At 65.8% G+C, this 3,226-nt stretch carries 2 protein-coding genes and 1 pseudogene; 2 read left to right on the forward strand and 1 reads right to left on the reverse strand.

Going from position 1 to position 3,226, the window contains the following annotated elements:
• Positions 1-388 (forward strand): annotated as a pseudogene (locus tag ACI944_RS13505) (hypothetical protein); the annotation flags it as partial.
• Between the two features lie 500 nt (positions 389-888).
• On the opposite strand, the gene ACI944_RS13510 reads toward ACI944_RS13505, so the two are convergent.
• Positions 889-1,671: an alpha/beta fold hydrolase gene (locus ACI944_RS13510; RefSeq protein ID WP_411719550.1), complete on the reverse strand. Its 783-nt coding sequence runs from the start codon at positions 1,669-1,671 to the stop codon at positions 889-891.
• Between the two features lie 135 nt (positions 1,672-1,806).
• Here ACI944_RS13510 and ACI944_RS13515 point away from each other — a divergent pair, with 135 nt between their 5' ends.
• Positions 1,807-2,901 (forward strand): aminotransferase class V-fold PLP-dependent enzyme, encoded by a 1,095-nt coding sequence (locus tag ACI944_RS13515; protein WP_411719551.1) that lies wholly within the window; start codon positions 1,807-1,809, stop codon positions 2,899-2,901.
• Positions 2,902-3,226 lie beyond the last annotated feature (325 nt).

Below are 3,226 nucleotides of genomic sequence, written 5' to 3' on the forward strand. Positions count from 1 at the left end.
CGCCGACGCGACTTCGCTCGGGTCGGCTGACACCTACCAACTCGCCGCCGCACTCGTTGCCGCCTTTGTCGGCCGTTCAGCGCGCCCTGTCTTCGCCGACTGGGCCGACGCTTTCCCCAGGCTTTATGCCGAGTGGGTCGACGCCGGCGAGCGGCTTGAACCCCGCCTTGCCGACCTCCCCCGTGATGTCGCCTTGGGCCGGACATCATTTCCCGACGCTGCCGAACTCGCCTGCAGCGCGATCAAGCACGACGTCGAAGTTCCGACGCCGTTCGACGCTCTTGACACCGCCGCCTACGACCAGTACGAGGCTGAGTTCGCGGTCCGCTGGGCCGAAAAGACGTTCGACGTGCTCGAAGCCGATGACGGCGGCGATCCCGGAGCGTAGACTGTCAGATTTAGCGGCGTAGAGTATCAGCTTTAGCAGCGTAGAGTATCAGATTTAGGAACACAGACTGTTAGATTTACTTAGTACGGGATCGGGCTCCGGATCCATCTATGAGTTCTCGTGGTTCGGGCGGCTCCGATCGAACCGCGGCCGGTGGCTTTCTTCCAGCACATCCCCGTCTGTTTTGCCGGGAACGCCCCGCACAGTACACCTTGCTGCCACCTCACAGCCGCCTCCGCAGGCCGCACGCCTCCCCAACCGATTCGTTCGGCACTTCGCGCCTCACTCATCCCTCGCACGTGGAATAGGCCGGCCCTCGGGGGTCGGCTCGCGTTCGCTTGCCGCCCGCCTCGGACACGGCCCCGAGCGCGCGCCACTGCACCGTGGGTGTGGGGTTGGTATATAAGATGGCTTCTAAATGTCCCGTCCGGGTCAGTCCTGGACGCGGCCGACTCTTGTGATCCCGGGAGCGACCGATCCTACGAGCGACCGATCCACGGCTATGCTTTCGAGGTGACCACTTCGTCAATAAACCCGTCGATGGCGTCCGCCACGGCCGCGGCGTGCTCGATGTAACAGCACCGTTTCCCCTCGACGGCCTCGAACCGTCCGTTCGGCAGTTCGGCAGCCAGTTCCTCGCCGGCGGCCGGTGGCACGATGGGGTCGTCGACGCCGTGACAGACGAGTACCGGGAGCGACAGCTCGTACAGCGCCCCGGCCTCGAATCCGAGGGCGGCCTCGCGATGGCCCGACAGCGCCTCGCCGGTCGCGTCCTCCTTGCGCCGCCACGCCGTGATCCGTTCTCCGAGGTCCGTTTCGGTGAGGAACCGGTCGGTGAACGCGACCGACAGAGATCCCTCGAAGCCCGCCGGATCGGCCGGATGCAACGCCGACAGCGCCGCTCGATCGATTCGATCGCCCGAGGCCGCCACACCGAGAAGCGACAGCGAGCGTGCGCGCCCGTACTCGCGGGCGTATCGAAGCGCGACCATCCCGCCGAGTCCCGCCCCGACGAGGTGGACACGCCGGATTCCGGCGTCGGTGAGGATCGCCTCTAACTCGGCCGCGAACCGATCGATTGTGTAGGGGCCGGGCCCCTTCGACCCGTCGGTTCCCCGTGCTGCCTGAACGACCGTCCGATACGACCCCGCGAACTCGGGGGCCTGCCAGCCCCACACCCACGGCCCGAACCCAACATCCGGAAGAAACGCCACTGCGGGCCGATCCGCCGGCCCCGAGCGCTCGTATCGGAGCGTGGCCCCTTTGACGGTGATCGTCGGCATATCCGAACCCACACGCCCGGACGTATAGCACTTTGTGCCACGCCCGCGAGAGCCGCTTTTCGACTGCCAGCAAGCGGTCCCGGGCGCACCGTCGAGGATACACAGGGTTTTTTCGCCGACGGCCAAACGTCGGGTATGGACCCTGCCGCGCTTCGTGCGGACATTCCCGCCTGCGAGTCGTGCGCGTACATGAACACCGGTGCCAGCGGCCCGAGCCCCCGATCCGTCGTCGAGGCCGTCACCGAGGCCCAGCGCCGACACGAGTTCGATGTCTGCGAAACGGACCACTACACCGCCGCCGCCGACCTCCTTGCGGAAGCCCGCGAAGCCGTCGCCGGCCACGTCGGCGTTCGATCAGACGATATCGCCTTGGTCGCCTCGACCGGCGACGGAATCAGCCGGATCGCCAACGCGATCGACTGGGAACCCGGTGACCGGGTCGTCAATACCGACCTCGAACATCCTTCGGGGGTGTTACCGTGGCGACGCCTCACGGAACAGGGCGTCGAGGTAACGACGCTTTCGTGCCCGGACGGTCGCCTCCCGATGGAGGCCTACCGCGAGGCGGTGGCGGACGCCAAACTCGTCTGTCTGAGTTCCGAAAGCTGGGTCCACGGCACCCAACTCTCTGTCGAGCGCGCCGTCGAGATCGCTCACGATGCCGGAGCGCTCGTTATCGTCGACGCCGTCCAAACCGTCGGCCAACACCCGATCGATGTCACCGAGTGGGGTGCCGACGCCGTCTGTGCGTCGGGCCACAAGTGGCTCCTCGGGCCGTGGGGAGCCGGCTTTACCTACGTCGCTCCCGACTCGCTCGACTCGTTTCGGCCCCGCCACATCGGCTATCGGAGCGTAGCGGAGCCGAACGGCGAGGGGCTCGAGTACCACCCCGATGCGAGACGATTCGAGGTCTCGACGACTTCGGTCGCCCCCTACGCCGGCCTTATCGAGGCTATCGGGACGATCGAAACCGTCGGCCTCGACACGATCGAAGACCACATCGAACGCTTGACCGACCGGCTCAAGACCGGCCTCGGCGACCGGCTGGTTTCGCCTCGCGAGTACGAATCCGGGCTGGTCGTCTTCGAGTCGGACGATCCCGACGCGCTCCTTGAGCGGGCGAGCGACGCTGGGGTAGTTATCCGAGACCTGCCGTCCGGTGACGTCAGAGCATCGGTTCACGCGTTCAACACGGCTGCCGAGATCGATCGGCTTCTGGAGTTGGCGTGACTGTCCTCGACCGACGTCTCAAGATGAAGGACTGTTCGCCACAGGCCCCCTGAGCCGACGCGATCAGCCGCGACCGGGCTCTCGGGGTGCTCCGAACGCCCCAGCCACTCAGGCCGGGTCGATCTCCGCCCGATTCGACGTACGGCGCGCTATTCTGTACCACACTATTATTATGTGTATCGCGCTCTTCAGTATGCATATGCCGGAATGTCAAAACTGCGGCGCGTTCGTGACGGCAGCGTACGCACGGGTCTTTACGCCGAACGACGTTGAGAGCCCGCGCGTCTGCCCACAGTGTGAAGACAAAATCCGAGACGGCTCTGAC

The organism is Natronomonas sp. (assembly GCF_046710025.1).
In the GTDB taxonomy this organism is placed as follows: Archaea; Halobacteriota; Halobacteria; order Halobacteriales; family Haloarculaceae; genus Natronomonas.